We start from the raw sequence: 208 nt of genomic DNA, 5'->3' as shown, positions 1-208 counted from the left end.
ACCCGACATCGGGTCTGATCGCGATGGCTCAGCAGTTCCACAATGTTACCGCAGAACAGATTGCCCATGTGGCGCAGCTGCAGCGTGCAGGTGATGAGGCAGGCGCACTGCAGGCAGCAAACGAGGCTGCTACTGCAGGATTTAACGATCAGACAAAATCTATCCGCGACAACATGGGGACGATTGAGTCTGCTGCAGACACACTGAA

1 protein-coding gene is annotated in these 208 nt (G+C 55.3%); it reads left to right on the top strand.

Annotated features, from left to right (window positions below):
* The coding region (locus tag ACJ9N4_RS20870; protein WP_411500798.1) for a hypothetical protein at nt 1-208 on the top strand (208 nt) is incomplete at both ends.

It is taken from the genome of Enterobacter sp. LM3, from assembly GCF_046622475.1.
GTDB lineage: Bacteria > Pseudomonadota > Gammaproteobacteria > Enterobacterales > Enterobacteriaceae > Enterobacter > Enterobacter cloacae_P.
This window is presented reverse-complemented; position numbering and strand designations above follow the sequence as displayed.